We start from the raw sequence: 13,789 nt of genomic DNA, 5'->3' as shown, positions 1-13,789 counted from the left end.
AATTTCATTTTACGAAGACTTGAGCCACGTCAGGACATGGACGCGCAGCGCCGACGAGAGATTGCTGGCAGCATCCCTTTGATCGTCGATCTCGGCGATCAGGGTCGCCAGGCTGATATCGCGTTTTGCTGCGATCGCCTTCAATTCGAGCCAGAACTCGTCCTCGAGGGAAAAACTGGTGCGATGACCGTGAAGGGTCGCGGAATGTTTGCGGATCACGAAACTCTCCGGACCTTCGGAACAAGCTCGCTTATTCAGACTGTGGTACTTCCGGCGTCAAGCCAATCGGCTGAAGCTTGGTTAGCGGATCCTTAATATACGCCGGACGGAAAGTCAGTCGTCCTTGCCGGGCTTTTCCAGGCGGCCCTGGTCGAGCCCCTTCTCCGCCTTGTCGTTGCGTGCCTTTGTCAGGGACTTGTCGGCCTTGGTACGGCCGAAGGTGAGGCGGTTCTGCTCCGCCTCCTTTTCCTTTTCGAGCCGTTCCTTGGCTTTGCGGAACTGGCGAAGGTTGACGATTTCGGCGCTCATGGCTGACGCGCCTCCCGGCGCTTACTGCTTCTTGCGGAAGGAATCGAGCGAGATGACCGAGCCGGGCTTCTTCTCTTCGCCGGGCTTGGCTTCGGTTTCGGCAGACTTGGAAATGGCTTCTACGGGGATGGCGGTGATTTCGGCGGTGGTGTTCTCGTCCTCGTCGGCCAGCGGCACTTCGAATTCAAGCTCGAAATTTACAGAAGGATCGTAGAAACCGCGAATGGCGTTGAAGGGAACGACCAGGCGTTCCGGGGTGTCGGAGAAGGAAAGGCCGATCTCGAACTGGGTATCGGAGACCTTGAGGTCCCAGAACTGGTGCTGGACGACGATGGTCATCTGTTCGGCATATTTCGCCTTGAGGTGCTGCGAGATGCGCACGCCCGGGGCGCCGGTCAGGAAGGTGATGAAGAAATGATGGTCGCCCGGCAGACGGCCCGTGGCCGCAACCTCGGTCAAAACCTTACGGATGACGCCGCGCAACGCGTCCTGCGCCAGAATATCGTAACGGATGTGGTCCTGCCCCATACGGTCCTGTCTTTCCATTCTCTCGTCTTTTAGTCAGACGCGTTATGCCATGCCGGCCCGGCGCGGGGAAGCCCCGACGAGCATCCGAGTCAGTTCCATAGTATTCGACTGGGGAGCGAAGGTGAAGGCTTCTGTTGCCAGGTGCCTTCGGACCCCGCCTTAAAGTGCTACCTCTAAGGACTTAGTTCGGATTTCCCGCACCGCCATTAGGCAGCGAGAGCATAACCCTTAGCGTTGTTGTCGTTTGCAACTACACTTTTTGACCCGATAACGGTGGTATCATGCCGAGCAAAAGTTCGATCTTTAAGCCCTTGTCGATCCTATTTCGCCCCCATCAAAAGCCGGTCCGCAAGGTTTCCATGCGACCGACCGGTTTTTGGTGGAGGCGCCGGGTACCGCCCCCGGGTCCAATAGGTTTATTACACCGGCCGTTTATTGCCATAGCCGGACCGAAGTCCGGCAACCGTCATATAGGCGTTTCCACCCCCGGTGAAAAGGGGTGAGAAGCGTGAAGGCTCCCATAAATCGTCGCATCGATCACTTTTGCCGCTGGCCAACAGGGAAACGGGCAGGAACCGAGGATCAGCGCAATCGACCGGTTCCTTCGCGCAGATAACGATCCGCGATCGTTGCGCTTCCCTTTTTTGATATGAGCCGTTGTGGCAGCACCTGACAATCGCTGTCCCAGCGGTCCAATCGATGCTAAACTACTGAAGTGTCGTGCCTTGGGAGGGGCCGATGGGCCGTCTCTGCTTAGCTGTGGCAGCATTCGTCATCGTGGCGTCGGGCCTAGAAGCTCAGGAACGTCAGCCGTTTCACATTGCGCAATTCCCCGACAGCCGGACAGTGAGCCTCACGATCACGTCGGCGGCGACGTCGGAAGACATCGAGTATGATTACGACGTCGCAATTGGACTGACCGAGCACAAGACCGGCGGCGAACCCATCTTCGTGGACAACGGCACCCATGTCATGCGCATCCGGTGTCAGGCGCCACGAACGGTATTGGTCGGCGCTACAGTTTACAGGCTGCATGACCCGCCAGTGATGGGCGACTGGAAAGAGGACCTGTGGAAGGCCTTGTGCCTTCAACCCGTCTCTTGAGTAGGTGAGTAGGCCCCCTGCTTCTGGGGAAGCGGGGGCCGTTGTTGTCACTTCACCTGGGTGACGGTCAGCTTGCCGTTGACACGTTCCGCCACGAACTGGATGTTCGCGCCTTCCTTCATCTTCCCGAGCATCCCCTCGTCGGCCACGCTGAAGACCATGGTCATCGCGGGCATTTCGAGACCCTTCAGCTCCTCGTGGATGAGCGTGACCTTCTTGGCCTTGGCATCGACCTTCTTGACCGTGCCCTTGGTGAATTCCTGAGCGAACGCACCGCTGGCGGATGCCAGGCCGAGCGCTGCGACGACAGCAAGTTTGAGAACCGTTTTCATGCTCTTACTCCTTCCTTCTTACCTACTTGTTGGCGACAGTGACGTCGCCGTGCATTCCGGCGTCGTAGTGGCCGGGAACGAGGCAGGCGATCTTGAAGACGCCATCGTTGGTGAATTTCCAGACGATATCACCGGACTTGCCCGGCTTCAGGCGGATCGCGTTCGGATCGTCATGTTCCATGTCCGGAAATTTCTCCATGACCGCCTTGTGCTCCATCACCTTCGCCTCCTGGTCGAGGACGAATTCGTGGTCGAGCTCGCCTTCGTTCTTGATGGTGAAGCGGATGGTCTGACCCTTGCGAACCTTGAAGTCGTTCGGGGTGAAGATCATCTTGCCGTCGGGCGTCTCCTTCATGCTGACGCGGATGGTCTGGCTGACCTTCGACTTGTCGCCGGGTTCGCCAACGGCCATGGCTTCGCCGTGGCCGCCCGCGTGGCTGCCCGATGCCAGAACCGGCGTTGCGAGGGTGGCGAGGATGAGGCCAAGAATTGCAGTTTTCATGATCATGTCCTTTGATTGTTGGGAGTTACCGATCAGCCGTGGTTCGAATGTTTCGACGGCGGCTGTGTCTTTGCGTCTTTGGCCTTGGGCGCGTCGGGGAGGCTTCCCGTCCACTCCCAGGCCTGGGTGCCGGGCGGGTTTTCGTACCAACCCGGATCGGTGTAATCGCCCGCCGAGATACCCTCGCGGACCTTCACCACGGAAAACATGCCGCCCATCTCGATGGGGCCGTGGGGTCCCCATCCAGTCATCATGGGAACAGTGTTTTCCGGTATTTCCATGGACATCTCGCCCATATCCGCCATGCCGGCCGTACCCATCGGCATGTATTCGGGACGGATCTGCCTGATCTTTTTGGTGACTTCCTTCTTGTCGACGCCGATGAACGTCGGGATGTCGTGGCCCATCGCGTTCATCGTGTGATGCGACTTGTGGCAATGGATCGCCCAGTCGCCGACATGCTTTGCGTCGAATTCGTAGGCCCGCATCGCGCCGACGGGAATGTCGATGCTGACCTCCGGCCAGCGGGCTTCAGGCCGAACCCAGCCGCCGTCGGTGCAGGTCACTTCGAAATCGTAGCCGTGCATGTGGATCGGGTGGTTGGTCATCGTCAGGTTACCGACGCGGACGCGGACCTTGTCGTTCTTCGAGACCACCAACGGATCAATGCCCGGGAAGATGCGGCTGTTCCAGGTCCAGAGATTGAAGTCGGTCATCTCCATGACGCGCGGCACATAGGTGCCGGGATCGATGTCATAGGCGCTGAGCAGGAAAACGAAGTCGCGGTCCACCGGCATGAACTTCGGGTCCTTCGGATGGACCACGAAGAAGCCCATCATGCCCATCGCCATCTGGACCATCTCGTCCGAATGCGGGTGGTACATGAAGGTGCCGGACTTCACGAGGTCGAACTCGTAGACGAAGGTCTTGCCGACAGGAATGTGGGGTTGCGAAAGGCCGCCCACGCCGTCCATTCCCGACGGCACGATCATGCCGTGCCAGTGGACCGTGGTGTGCTCCGGCAGCTTGTTGGTCACGAAGATGCGGACCCGGTCGCCCTCGACCGCTTCGATGGTGGGACCTGGCGACTGACCGTTATAGCCCCAGAGGTAGGCGGTCATGCCTTCCGCCATCTCGCGCTCGACAGGCTCGGCGACGAGATGGAACTCCTTGACGCCGTTGTTCATGCGGAAGGGCATGGTCCATCCGTTCAGGGTCACGACCGGGTTGTAGTCTGGCCCCACGGATGGACGGATCGGCGTCTGGGTTGCGGCGGAATCCATGGCGGCCGCCTCCGGCAGACCCATGTTCGAGGCCTGGCCCCAGGCCTGGGAGGAGACGAGTGCGGCACCGGCGGCACCTGCTCCGAGCAATTGTCTTCTATTGAACATTCTCGTTTCCTTTCTCAGTGTCCGCCGTTTTCGGCTTTTTCAGCCGAAGCGACCTCGGTTTCTGCCGAGGCCGAACCGGTGCTGCCGCCATAGATGACGGGGGCAAGGTTCGCTTCGGCAAGCCAGAAGTCGCGTTTGGCGTTGACGGCGAGGATGATGGAGTCGATCTTCTCGCGGGTGTCGGCGATCAGTTCGAAGGTGCTGGTGATCATGCCGTTGTAGGTGAGGAGGGACTGTTCCTCGATCGCATTGCGCAAGGGCAGGACGTTGTTTCGGTAGTGGCGTGCGATATCGTAGTTCGACTTGTAGGACAGATAGCCGGAGCGGGCCTGCGAACGGGCGTTGACCGCAAGTTCCGCCAGCTGGTTGGCAGCCCGCATATAGGCGAGCTCGCCCTTTCGCAGACGCGCCTGGCCGGAATCGAAGATCGGGATCCTGAATTCCAGTCCTGCCGTCTTCGACACGTCCGAAAAGATCTTGCCGTCCTCGCGCTCGCGTTCCTTTTCGTAAGTGCCGACCAGTTCGATGTCGGTGACGATGCGGGTGACATCTTCGAGCTTGTAGGACTGGGCGGTCGCCTGAAGCTCCAGGCGGGCGACCTGCAGATCCATGCGCTTGTGAATCGACTCGGCCTCGATGTCGTCGCGCCTGATCAATGCCTTCGGCAGCGAGGGGAGGCGGTTCGGAATCTGGAAATCGATGTCGGAACCGGAGAGGCCCATCAGCCTGACCAGCTCCTCCTTGGCTAGCTTTGCTTCGAGCCTTGCCTTGGCAGTCTCGCCGGTCAGTTCCGCATAGAAAACGTGTTCACGCGCCTGGTCGGCCTTCGGCATCGATCCCGCTTCGCCGATCTTCTTGGCGAGCTCGGAGGCAGCGTCGGCGGCTCCCTTGGCCTGGTTGAGGTAGGCGACGTTTTCCCATGCCGCCACGGCGTTGATCCAGGCTCGTCGCGTTTCGGCGGCGAGAGAGATCGTGGCGATCGCCGCGTTGAGCTGGGCCTGACGGAACCGCGTGTCGGCCAGCTTGATGTTCTTCTCGTATGTCGCCAGAGCCAGAATATTGGCCGCGACGGCGCCCTCGAGAACGCGATAGGCCTCAAGTCCGGGAGTGGCTATCCCGGTCAGGCCGACGGAGAAGGTCGGCAAGACCGAAAGCTGCGTCTGCCATGCGTCCGCCGCACTATCTCCGAGATCGGCATAGGAGGCCTGGAGGCCCTTGTTGTTCAGGAGAGCGACCTGGACGGCGGTCTCGACGTCGACGGTCTTCCTGGCCATCAGCGTCTTCACGCGGCCCTGGACTGCCTGGGCTTGCTGTCGGTTTTGGACCCACACGGTTTGTTTGCCGGTTGCCTCGCTGCTTTTCGCCGAGGCATTCATGAAGCCGGCTTCTTTGGCCGAATAGTCCGTCGCAACGCAGCCGGCGGCGACGAGGGGAAGCACGACGGCGGATATGAGCCTGATGTGACGTGTTATCATCGCGCTCATCCTTTTTTCGGAGCCTGGGCGTCGTTGAGACCGCGCCAGGGCTTCGGATCGACGGGCATGCGATGGGTGTAGCCGTCAATGGGACTCCGATACCGGAGGGCCCCGACGTCGGACACGGTATCCGGGTGGTCGGTGGAAGCAACGACTTCAGGCAATGTGGACGCGCATCCGCTGGCAAAAAGCGGAAGAGCAACCACCAGGAACAAATGTTTCATGGTGAAAATCCGAGAATATGATCGCAATCGTGCCGGCGCGATCGGTCGCGCACAGTCACAGCAAGACCCGCCCTGCGGGTGCTAGTTCTCAGATATTAGGTGGACGATGCAGGCTCGGCTTCTGACCGGCAGTATCCGTGTCGTCGATGAACTCGCGAATGGAGACCACCCGCGGATGGCTCAACGAGGAGCCGGAGCAGGTGATGGCCGCAACCCCGCAATAATCCGTGCAGCAGGAGCTCTTGGATTTTTCCGGACTGCCGTGGTCGTGCTGGTTGCCGTGATGATCGGCATCGGCCATCGCAACGCCGTCGCCATGGTGAGCGGCGTGGCCATCTTCGACCTGCGAGACCTGGGCGGCGCTTTCGGGATGCATCGCGGCGCTGACGGCAGAAAAGCTGTAGCCCGCCAGTGACAAGATCATCACCAGTCTGAACATCAGTGCCATCGCTTTAGATGTGATTCGATACATCCCGCTCATGCCTATCAGGATTGCCAGAGCCTTCGAGCTTGTCAATCGACGCCTTCTCAAACCACCACTTCACGTCGTTTGTGTGGCACCGCAACAACGCCACGAAGGGTGCCCCGCCGTATCTGAGGCCAGCGGGCACCGGTTGCATTGGCTTTAGTTGGGGCGGTCCGAACCACCATAGTAGTCGCCGCTGTTGGTCGTCTTCGGGGTCGTGTCCCACCCGTTGCGAAGCGCCGGATTGTTGATCGATCCGGTATATCCGTAGCGGGCGTCCCGGGCTGCAGATGCTTCTACCGAAGGGTTGCGGTCAGCCCCTCCGTAGTAGTTGCCTTCCTGGGCCAGTGCGGATGTGCTCAGAAAAATTGCGGTCAAAAGCGCGATAGCGGAAGCTGCTTTCATCATTGTAGATATTCCTTCAGAATTGCCGACCATTGGAGTTAGCGACCATGGTCGATGCGTTGCCGATGTCTTGAATGTCGAGCAGGGATCGCTGATCGACGGCAGTTGAAATTCAGCGGTTGTCGCGGGATTTATGGAGTTCAGCACGCGGATCGGTTACGGAAACGGTCCCGAACCGCTTGTTGGTGCGCTCGACGATGCCATTGTCGAGGACCCGGAACGTCACGTTGCTATTGGACTTGGCGACGGCGGTTTCTCCGGGTTTGCCGTGCCCTTGGACAATCGCATCCACAGGAGACGCTTCGGGAGCCAAGGGACCGTTAGCCAGAGCGGGGACTGCAACGGCCGCGAAACCAACCGATAGGATTAGGAGCTTGGAATTCATGATCTTTTCCTCGTTCGACTGCGTGGTGCAGCGTGAGGAAGTTACCTCGCGGTTTTGTCGGTCGCCTTTCGCCAAGTTTACAAAATTGTAAGGTGGAACGGCTCGCCGCCGCGGCTATCACGGGTCAGGCAGGGCTGATATCCTGCCGCAACAAAGCCTGGATCGTGCCGCTTTGAGCATCGGCGAGCGCGCGATCAAAATACTGCTCTACAGACCGGAAGCCTTATGAAAATCCTCCTGATAGAAGATGACAAGAAGACGGCCACCTATATCGTCAAAGGTTTTACGTCGGCTGGACATGTCGTGGATTGGGTTCTCGATGGCAGAGACGGGTTGACGGCAGGACTCGATGATTCCTATGACGTGATGGTCGTCGACCGGATGGTTCCAGCTCTGGACGGCCTCGCGCTTGTAAAAAGCCTTCGCGCAGCCTCCGTCCGAACCCCGGTTCTTTTCCTCACGGCCATGAGCGGTGTCGACGACCGCGTCGAGGGTCTCGAGGCCGGGGGCGACGACTATGTCGTCAAACCTTTCGCCTTCTCGGAGTTGACGGCGAGGATCAACGCGTTGCTCAGGCGTCCGCCAATGACTGCGGAGAAGACGAAGTTGCGCGTCGGGGATCTTGAACTCGACCTGGTCAAACGAACCGCCGAACGAGCTGGAATGCCTCTTGAACTGCTGCCGAGGGAGTTCACGCTGCTGGAGCTTCTGATGCGAAACGAGGGAAGGGTGCTCACCAAAACGATGCTTCTGGAGAGGATCTGGAACTTCAATTTCGATCCGCAGAGTTCCGTGGTCGAAACCCATATCAGCCGATTGAGGTCGAAGATCGATAAACCGTTCGACTTCCCGCTCCTGCACACGGTCCGCAACACCGGTTATAGCCTGCATGCGCGGCGGTAGCTTCTTCAAGAGCACGGCTGTCCGGCTTGCCTTCCTCTACATATCGCTGTTTGTCGTCTCCTACCTCGCAGCCAACGTCATCGCCTACCAGATGGTGCTGAATTTTCTGGACGAGCGGCTCAACGCAAACGTCATGGAGCGATACAGGGAAATCGGGTCAGCCTACGAGGCTCGCGGTCTCCCAGGCGCGATCAGCATGATCAACAGCCATGGTCCGGCGATCCGAGGCGAAGAGACGATCTACACGCTCCGGAATTCATCCGGAGCGCTGATTGCGGGAAACGCTGAACTGAAAGGCGTTGCGAAAGGCTTTTCCACCCTGAGGCCTGAAGATCAGCATCAAAGCGACGTCAACTATAAGCTGTTCCGGGGCCAGCTCGACGGGAACGACCTGACGGTTGGCATCAGCTACGGCGACACCGACGAACTGGCACGGATCGTGTTGGTCAGCTTCGGGTGGGCCACCGCAATCGTATTTACCGTCGGATTAGGCGGAGCGGTCGTCCTGAGATATCGCACCCGTCGGCGGATTTCGGAGCTGTCCCAAACCGCTCATGCCATCGGCCGCGGCGAGCTTGCGAGGCGACTGCCGGTCTCGTCGAGGATGGACGAGATCGACATGCTATCGTCGGAGGTCAATGTTGCGCTGGAGCGTCTGGAGGCGAGCGTCGCCACCTTGAACCATGTAACGACGAACGTCGCTCATGACCTGAAAACGCCGATCGGTCGGACGTTCCTGATTCTGGACGATGCTCTGCAGGCAGAAACAATGGAAGAGGCCAAAAACGCGGTAGAAGCCGCTCTCGCTGAACTGACCGCGATAGCGAGCACGTTCGACGCACTCCTGAGGATTGCCCAGATCGAGGCCCGCAACAGGACTGCCCATTTCAAGTCAATCGATCTCACTGCGCTGGTCCGCGACATCTACGATATTTACGACGCGATCGCTGCGGAAGACGGCTACACGCTTCGCATACAGGAAGCGGGAGAGGAATGTCAGGTTCGCGCCGATCCGGACCTGATAAGGCAAATGTTGGCCAATCTGCTCGCCAACGCGCTCCGTCATACCCCGTCCGGCTCCACCATCACATTGGGCTTGACGCATCGCGGCGGCGCGATCTGCCTGAGCGTATCCGATGACGGCCCAGGCATTCCTGCGGAAGAGCGGGAGCGGGTATTCGATCGCTTCTATCGGCTGGAAAAAAGCAGAACCACCGTCGGATCGGGACTTGGCCTCAGCCTCGTAAAAGCGATTGCAGAGCTTCATGGTGCGAAGGTCGAGTTGCTGGACAATGCGCCGGGGCTGTCTGTGGTTATCCTGTTTCGCAGCATCTGAAACTGCTCCGTGTGCGACGTGATCGCCTCATGTGGGCGCGATCAGCATGGGCGAAGTCGAGTTGAAACAATCACGGTTGCACATCGATCACCAGCATCAGGCCTCCACCGCCATCGGTTTCGACATTGTTGTTCGTCGTGTGGTGGGAGATATGGCAGTGGACGAGCCATTTGCCCGGTCGCTGGGCGGACCATAGGACATCGTAGCGTTGTCCTGGAGCAACGTTGACCGTGTCGGCGAGGTAGCGGGCGGTTGGCGCCAGTGTCTCCCCATCGCGCGCGGCGACCTCGAACGGGCCTCCATGGACGTGCATCGGATGGATGGCCGTCGTGTGGGAACCGACGAAGCGTATTTTCAGTTTCTGCCCGACCTTCATCTTGATCGTATCCGTCGCGGGATAGGATTTCCCGTTGATCGTGAAGAAGTTGGGCAGGGCACCTTCCATCGGCATGGCGGGATAGGTGAGCCATTCCCGCTTCACCCATTCCTGAAGCTGCATCGTATATTCGAGATCGGCGGGAATTTCGTCGGCCGCATCCTTGGGATCGATGATCAGCGCCCCATACAGGCCAAGCGACTGCTGCCGATCTACGTGGTCGTGCGTGTGGTAGAAATAGGTGCCGGACTGCCCGACGGTATATTCGTAGGTGAATGTCTGGCCCGGCTCTATCGGCTTCTGGGTGATGTGGGCCGGCCCGTCCATCTCGTTTGGCAGGATCAGGCCATGCCAATGAACGGTCGTGCTTTCGGGCAGCCGGTTCGTGACGTTGATCCGGACCTTGTCGCCTTGCGCGACCCGCAAGGTCGGCCCCGGAACCTGATTGTTGTAGGCGTAGGCCTCCACCGTTTCGCCGGGCAATATCGACCATCGGATCACCGAGGCGGTCAGGTCGAAGACCTTGACGTCCCCTTCGATGCGCGGCGGAAGGACTTCGCCGCCCGTCGCCGTCTCCCGCGCCCGAAAACCGGCGAGGCGAGGATCGACCGCCGCCATGTCGCGCATGGCGTCGCCGGGCGTATCGAACGTCATGATCATCCCGGGGGCCATGATCGCACCACCGACGTCGTGGGCGCTCAGTTGCATGTTCACCCTGGTGAACGGGTAGGCAAAACCGGCGATCAGCATGATCGAGGTGAAGGCGGCCATCGTGGCGATCTGGAGACGGGTAGGGGCGAATGCGCGGCTTGGGCGATCCCGCCCCGACCCGTGATGCTGACGGTTGCCGGGCCGCTCTTGGCGGTGCTCCTCTCCGTGGGCATGTGCCCCCTCCTGCTGGTGTTGCCCGTGGATGTCGCCGGCAGTTTGGCCTCGCTCCGTCATCAGCCCGTGCTTCAGGCCCTTGGCGACCAGCCAGACGTTGAACGGGTAGGCGATCAGAAAACCGACCCCAATGCCGAGGGCCATCACGCCCCAGAAGAGCATTTCTCCCGGCCACATGGCCCTCATGTCGCGGCCCATCATCAGGATGGCCATGACCGGAGCCATACCGGCCATCATCGCGTTCATGCTGATGAATTCCGGCATGAAGGAGTTTCGGACATTCTGCCAGTAAGTGCCGCCCATCATGTTCTTCATGAACAGAGCCTGGAAGATGAACAGGCCGAGCGTGAAGCCGGCGATGTATTCGATGATGATATCGATCCACATCGGCAGCCCGAGAAGGGCGGTGATCGCGGCGGCGATGATGATGCCCGTCGCATCACCGGCAACGCAATGGATGGTGGAGCCGATCCCCTGCTTCCACAGCGGCTTGATGAACTCTTCATGCGTTCCGGGCACAGGTTCCTTGTCGGCCAGGATGTAGAGGAGCAGGCCGATCGGCCCGAGGTAGAGCGTGACGAGGATGAAGCCCCATTTCATCACGGCCGGCTCGGGATTGTTCCTGAACTGGTCCGAGGCGACATAAAGCGTGCTGAGCCCGGCCAGGATGAACCAGACGAAGAGAAGATAGTCGATTGGCTGGATGAACACGGCTTCCTCCACATCGCTAAGTCACGAGATGGAGCGGACGCTACAAGTTTCCAGCATTGGAAGGTCAAGCGCTTCGCGCGACGTTTTCAGGCGCCGGCACGAAGGCCGGACGTTAAACGGACTGTGACGTGGAAAAGCAGCCGGGTTTTCAGCAGCGGTTGAGAAAGCCGATATAGTTTTTACCGTTCCTCTCGAAATACTTGATGGTGTAGCCGGTCTGGTTCTTGCCCCACCGGACTTCGCAACGAGGCCCCCACTTGGTATCGCGGCAGCCATGGACGGTGAAACACTCGCCGGCTTCGGTCTGGGTCACGACCGGGCTGCTCATGTCTTCCTGGCTGCGAACGTTGAGCGGGCCGATCGAGCGGACCAGCCGGCGTTCCCGCGGCGGCGGAATGTCTGAAGGATCGGCGCATCGGCCCGTGTCTTCGCGCATGTAGCAATCCGCGCGATCGTTTCCGTCCCGGTCCGAACGCCGGCGATCATCGTTGCGCCTGCCGCCGAAACGCTGGCCGCTCGTCGGTCTCATGGTGACGATGCTGCCGTCGCTCAGACGTCCGACGAGATTGCCGCGGGACGGTCCAAAGCTGCCGATCTCCCTGCCGCTGAGATCAAGCAGCGTGACGCCGTCGCGGCTGGGCGTCCATCCGTTCAGGAAGCCCAGGGGGCCGAGACACATGATGCTGCGGGCGGAGAGCTTTCCTGCGAAAGCCGTGCCCTTGAGTTCGACGCTGCATTTGCCGATCGCGCTGCCGGTTTCCACCTCCCACGAACCGACGTAGGCCGAAGGGTGGTCCTGCGCAAAAGCAGGCCCCGCAATCATGAAAGGGGCGAGGACGGCAAGGGCGTGGCGGATACGCATGGTCGAGGCTCCAGGCTGCGCAATGGGCTGAGGGACGGCCTTTTTTGCCCGATTCGCAGTTCACCGAACAGGGGTTGGAGGGACCGAATTCGCAGAGAGCCGGGGGATGGGAGCGCCGGTTTCCAGTTCGTCGATTTGTGAAACTCGATAGGCGCGTCTGCCCGTCGTGCAACGCCCAGGGAGGCGGGTGACTGCACATTGTTGTGAAGCGCAGGCGGTGGCCGGTGGGCACTGTCAACGTTGACGGGCTGGTGGTGCCATGCTTCATCATCGAGCCAGACAGGTCGTTTTCGGCCGGCGATGCCGGGCTCGCAGAAGGCGGGCGGACGATATCGACAGTCGCGGCAGGGCCAGGATGGGATTTGAGGAGGCACAGTCATGGGCAAGCGGATCGTATTCACCGGCGGCAGCGGCAAGGCCGGACGGCATGTCGTGCCGTATCTCGTAGGGGAAGGGCATGAGGTCCTCAACCTCGACCTAGTGCCGCTCGATTGCCCCGGCGTCAACACGCTGATCACCGATCTGAGGGACGGCGGCGAGACCTTCAACGCGCTCTCCATGCATTTCGGCTTCCAGGGGCTGGAGAGCGGCAAGGGGCCGGCGCCCGTCGATGCGGTGGTGCATTTCGCCGCCGTGCCGCGCATCCTGATGCGCCCGGACAACGCGACGTTTTCGGCCAACACGATCTCCACCTACAACGTCATCGAGGCGGCGATGAAGCTCGGCATCCCCAAGGTGATCATCGCATCCAGCGAGACGACCTATGGGGTCTGCTTTGCCGAGGGCAACAAGGACTATCATTCGTTTCCGCTCACCGAAGATTACGATGTCGATCCGATGGACAGCTACGGTCTCTCCAAGGTCGTCAACGAGAAGACGGCGCGGGCCTTTGCCATGCGTTTCGGGGCGGACATCTATGCGCTTCGGATCGGCAACGTGATCTCGCCGGAGGACTACAGCCGCTTCCCCGTCTTCCTCGCCGACCCGCCATCGCGCAAGCGCAATGCCTGGAGCTATATCGATGCCCGCGATCTCGGCCAGATCGTGCATCTCTGCATCGAAAAAGACGGCCTCGGCTTCCAGGTCTTCAACGCGGTCAACGACACGATTACGGCGCTTGAGCCGACCCGGCCGTTCCTCGAGCGTTGGGCGCCCGGCACGCCCATCGTCGGCGAGATCGGCGAATTCGAGGCTCCGATCAGCAACCGCAAGATCAGGGAGGTTCTGGGTTTCGCCGAGAGCCACGATTGGCGTAAATACGTCACCAGGTGATGCTAAGAACCGGGCTTGCCAAAATAGCGGGGAAAGCCGCCAGAGGAGATTGGTCGGGCGGCCTTATGCTATTATATCATTCCTTGACGATGGAATCGGCGGCC

General features: G+C 60.0%; 17 protein-coding genes and 1 other RNA gene. 4 read left to right on the top strand and 14 right to left on the bottom strand.

The genetic code is table 11. The features are described from left to right. Nucleotides 1-9: 9 nt before the first annotated feature. From C5J22_RS11075 to ssrA, 4 genes are all read right to left on the bottom strand, one after another. Entirely contained in the window at nt 10-219 is a 210-nt protein-coding gene (locus tag C5J22_RS11075; RefSeq protein WP_046626051.1) for a ribbon-helix-helix domain-containing protein, read from the bottom strand. A gap of 114 nt (nt 220-333) precedes the next feature. Continuing rightward, a complete protein-coding gene (locus C5J22_RS11070) occupies nt 334-528 on the bottom strand; it encodes a DUF4169 family protein (RefSeq protein WP_046667612.1) in 195 nt (64 codons plus the stop codon). A 21-nt stretch (nt 529-549) separates the two neighbouring features. Further along, entirely contained in the window at nt 550-1,056 is a 507-nt protein-coding gene (locus tag C5J22_RS11065) for an SspB family protein (protein ID WP_105438268.1), read from the bottom strand. Nucleotides 1,057-1,176: 120 nt separating this feature from the next. Next, nucleotides 1,177-1,556: a transfer-messenger RNA gene (gene ssrA, locus C5J22_RS11060) on the bottom strand. Between the two features lie 238 nt (nt 1,557-1,794). Here ssrA and C5J22_RS11055 point away from each other — a divergent pair. Further along, nucleotides 1,795-2,160, top strand: coding sequence for a hypothetical protein (locus C5J22_RS11055; RefSeq protein WP_105438267.1), 366 nt, complete (start codon nt 1,795-1,797; stop codon nt 2,158-2,160). A 47-nt stretch (nt 2,161-2,207) separates the two neighbouring features. On the opposite strand, the gene C5J22_RS11050 is transcribed toward C5J22_RS11055, so the two are convergent. The 8 genes from C5J22_RS11050 to C5J22_RS11015 form a co-directional block, all read right to left on the bottom strand. Beyond that, complete coding sequence (locus C5J22_RS11050; protein ID WP_105424374.1) at nt 2,208-2,492, bottom strand: copper-binding protein; 285 nt, start codon at nt 2,490-2,492, stop codon at nt 2,208-2,210. A gap of 22 nt (nt 2,493-2,514) precedes the next feature. Further along, on the bottom strand, nt 2,515-2,994 hold the full coding sequence (locus tag C5J22_RS11045; protein ID WP_105400977.1) for a plastocyanin/azurin family copper-binding protein: 480 nt from the start codon (nt 2,992-2,994) through the stop codon (nt 2,515-2,517). A gap of 32 nt (nt 2,995-3,026) precedes the next feature. Continuing rightward, nucleotides 3,027-4,385 carry a multicopper oxidase family protein gene (locus C5J22_RS11040; protein ID WP_105438266.1) on the bottom strand — a complete coding sequence of 453 codons (1,359 nt, stop codon included), beginning with the start codon at nt 4,383-4,385 and terminating at the stop codon, nt 3,027-3,029. A 14-nt stretch (nt 4,386-4,399) separates the two neighbouring features. Then, nucleotides 4,400-5,860, bottom strand: a complete 1,461-nt coding sequence (locus C5J22_RS11035) for a TolC family protein (RefSeq protein ID WP_105438508.1) — start codon at nt 5,858-5,860, stop codon at nt 4,400-4,402. Between the two features lie 5 nt (nt 5,861-5,865). Then, the gene (locus C5J22_RS11030; protein ID WP_105424376.1) at nt 5,866-6,084 is read right to left on the bottom strand and encodes a hypothetical protein; all 219 of its coding nucleotides are present in this window, start codon (nt 6,082-6,084) and stop codon (nt 5,866-5,868) included. Nucleotides 6,085-6,172: 88 nt separating this feature from the next. Continuing rightward, on the bottom strand, nt 6,173-6,601 hold the full coding sequence (locus tag C5J22_RS11025; protein ID WP_371412597.1) for a hypothetical protein: 429 nt from the start codon (nt 6,599-6,601) through the stop codon (nt 6,173-6,175). Nucleotides 6,602-6,709: 108 nt separating this feature from the next. Further along, on the bottom strand, nt 6,710-6,958 hold the full coding sequence (locus C5J22_RS11020; RefSeq protein ID WP_105438264.1) for a hypothetical protein: 249 nt from the start codon (nt 6,956-6,958) through the stop codon (nt 6,710-6,712). Nucleotides 6,959-7,067: 109 nt separating this feature from the next. After that, nucleotides 7,068-7,340, bottom strand: a complete 273-nt coding sequence (locus C5J22_RS11015; RefSeq protein ID WP_105438263.1) for a hypothetical protein — start codon at nt 7,338-7,340, stop codon at nt 7,068-7,070. Nucleotides 7,341-7,565: 225 nt separating this feature from the next. On the opposite strand from C5J22_RS11015, the gene C5J22_RS11010 reads away from it, so the two are divergent. Both C5J22_RS11010 and C5J22_RS11005 read left to right on the top strand, forming a co-directional pair. After that, nucleotides 7,566-8,243: a response regulator transcription factor gene (locus tag C5J22_RS11010; protein ID WP_105438262.1), complete on the top strand. Its 678-nt coding sequence runs from the start codon at nt 7,566-7,568 to the stop codon at nt 8,241-8,243. 196 nt (nt 8,244-8,439) lie between these two features. Then, nucleotides 8,440-9,579 (top strand): HAMP domain-containing sensor histidine kinase, encoded by a 1,140-nt coding sequence (locus tag C5J22_RS11005; protein WP_245440345.1) that lies wholly within the window; start codon nt 8,440-8,442, stop codon nt 9,577-9,579. A 70-nt stretch (nt 9,580-9,649) separates the two neighbouring features. Here the strand turns inward: C5J22_RS11005 and C5J22_RS11000 are convergent, their stop codons facing one another. Both C5J22_RS11000 and C5J22_RS10995 read right to left on the bottom strand, forming a co-directional pair. Then, nucleotides 9,650-11,551: a DUF4396 domain-containing protein gene (locus C5J22_RS11000; RefSeq protein WP_105438507.1), complete on the bottom strand. Its 1,902-nt coding sequence runs from the start codon at nt 11,549-11,551 to the stop codon at nt 9,650-9,652. 148 nt (nt 11,552-11,699) lie between these two features. Further along, entirely contained in the window at nt 11,700-12,413 is a 714-nt protein-coding gene (locus tag C5J22_RS10995) for an AprI/Inh family metalloprotease inhibitor (protein WP_105438260.1), read from the bottom strand. Nucleotides 12,414-12,791: 378 nt separating this feature from the next. On the opposite strand from C5J22_RS10995, the gene C5J22_RS10990 reads away from it, so the two are divergent. Further along, a complete protein-coding gene (locus C5J22_RS10990) occupies nt 12,792-13,685 on the top strand; it encodes an NAD(P)-dependent oxidoreductase (protein ID WP_105438259.1) in 894 nt (297 codons plus the stop codon). Nucleotides 13,686-13,789: the final 104 nt, after the last annotated feature.

The sequence above is a fragment of the Neorhizobium sp. T25_13 genome, assembly GCF_002968675.1.
Classification (GTDB): domain Bacteria; phylum Pseudomonadota; class Alphaproteobacteria; order Rhizobiales; family Rhizobiaceae; genus Neorhizobium; species Neorhizobium tomejilense.
This window is presented reverse-complemented; position numbering and strand designations above follow the sequence as displayed.

Excerpts from the sequence above, each read along its gene's own strand:
- C5J22_RS11015 (WP_105438263.1), bottom strand. The coding sequence starts at position 7,340 with ATGAATTCCAAGCTCCTAATCCTATCGGTTGGTTTCGCGGCCGTTGCA.
- C5J22_RS11070 (WP_046667612.1), bottom strand. The coding sequence starts at position 528 with ATGAGCGCCGAAATCGTCAACCTTCGCCAGTTCCGCAAAGCCAAGGAA.
- C5J22_RS11045 (WP_105400977.1), bottom strand. The coding sequence starts at position 2,994 with ATGAAAACTGCAATTCTTGGCCTCATCCTCGCCACCCTCGCAACGCCG.
- C5J22_RS11035 (WP_105438508.1), bottom strand. The coding sequence starts at position 5,860 with ATGATAACACGTCACATCAGGCTCATATCCGCCGTCGTGCTTCCCCTC.
- C5J22_RS11010 (WP_105438262.1), top strand. The coding sequence starts at position 7,566 with ATGAAAATCCTCCTGATAGAAGATGACAAGAAGACGGCCACCTATATC.
- C5J22_RS11020 (WP_105438264.1), bottom strand. The coding sequence starts at position 6,958 with ATGATGAAAGCAGCTTCCGCTATCGCGCTTTTGACCGCAATTTTTCTG.
- C5J22_RS11065 (WP_105438268.1), bottom strand. The coding sequence starts at position 1,056 with ATGGGGCAGGACCACATCCGTTACGATATTCTGGCGCAGGACGCGTTG.
- C5J22_RS10990 (WP_105438259.1), top strand. The coding sequence starts at position 12,792 with ATGGGCAAGCGGATCGTATTCACCGGCGGCAGCGGCAAGGCCGGACGG.
- C5J22_RS11055 (WP_105438267.1), top strand. The coding sequence starts at position 1,795 with ATGGGCCGTCTCTGCTTAGCTGTGGCAGCATTCGTCATCGTGGCGTCG.
- C5J22_RS11005 (WP_245440345.1), top strand. The coding sequence starts at position 8,440 with ATGATCAACAGCCATGGTCCGGCGATCCGAGGCGAAGAGACGATCTAC.
- C5J22_RS11050 (WP_105424374.1), bottom strand. The coding sequence starts at position 2,492 with ATGAAAACGGTTCTCAAACTTGCTGTCGTCGCAGCGCTCGGCCTGGCA.
- C5J22_RS11040 (WP_105438266.1), bottom strand. The coding sequence starts at position 4,385 with ATGTTCAATAGAAGACAATTGCTCGGAGCAGGTGCCGCCGGTGCCGCA.
- C5J22_RS10995 (WP_105438260.1), bottom strand. The coding sequence starts at position 12,413 with ATGCGTATCCGCCACGCCCTTGCCGTCCTCGCCCCTTTCATGATTGCG.
- C5J22_RS11030 (WP_105424376.1), bottom strand. The coding sequence starts at position 6,084 with ATGAAACATTTGTTCCTGGTGGTTGCTCTTCCGCTTTTTGCCAGCGGA.